2 protein-coding genes are annotated in these 730 nt (G+C 57.4%); both read right to left on the bottom strand.

Going from position 1 to position 730, the window contains the following annotated elements:
* Nucleotides 1–272, bottom strand: a 272-nt coding sequence (locus tag RNA01_RS23480) for an acyl-homoserine-lactone synthase (protein ID WP_307725739.1), incomplete at its 3' end; no start/stop codon positions are given.
* Nucleotides 273–389: 117 nt separating this feature from the next.
* Nucleotides 390–730: response regulator transcription factor (locus RNA01_RS23475; protein WP_147182469.1), on the bottom strand; the 341-nt coding region annotated here is incomplete at its 5' end.

Here is a 730-nt window from a genome sequence, read left to right as displayed (position 1 = left end):
GCACCCGCAAACGTGTTGCGGAAGACGTCGTAGAGAAGCGTTGGGCCGGTGGTTGGCATCAGCCGCAGCGTTCCATAAAGGCGATCCGCGCGATCATTGCACCACATCAGGTAAGCTGGCCGCAGAGCATCGTACTCGTCGCGCTCGCAATCACCGTCGATTGTCACGGCCCAACCGAGTTGATCGTGAAACACACGTTTGCGCAGGCGAAATGCCTGATCCATGAGAGCCTGATAACGGGTGTACTGATGCGCTTGAACCAGAATGAACAAGGTTTGTCTCCAGCTGTTGATACTGGCTGGAAGATGCCGCCTGGCGGAGGAGCCAGATATTCCCGCATATGGTCAAACCCATATGCGGGTATTGTCAAAGGCTGGCGTGCGGTCGGCTCATATCGTGATCACGCGCAGCTTCAGGGCAAGAGTGGCCGCCGCCGAGATCGTGGCGCAACCGAGTTTTGTCCTCGCCGACTTGATGTAGCTGCGGGTCGTGTGATGGGAAAGGCCAAGAATAAGCGCGATATCCTTGTAATCCTTGCCGAGCGCGCTCCAGTAGAGGCACTCACGTTCCCGCGGACTCAAGACCGGGATCGGATCGCTCGCTCCATGTAGCTCGAACACTGCCATCTGGTGGACGAGATACGCGAGATCGACCCATTCACTCCGATGAGCACTGATCAGATCCTCCCAGTCTTCGGCGGAGGCGTTCGAATTCAAAGAGAGGATGGCGC

Origin of the sequence: Paenirhizobium naphthalenivorans (genome assembly GCF_007992095.1) — a bacterium.
Taxonomy (GTDB): Bacteria; Pseudomonadota; Alphaproteobacteria; order Rhizobiales; family Rhizobiaceae; genus Allorhizobium; species Allorhizobium naphthalenivorans.
This window is presented reverse-complemented; position numbering and strand designations above follow the sequence as displayed.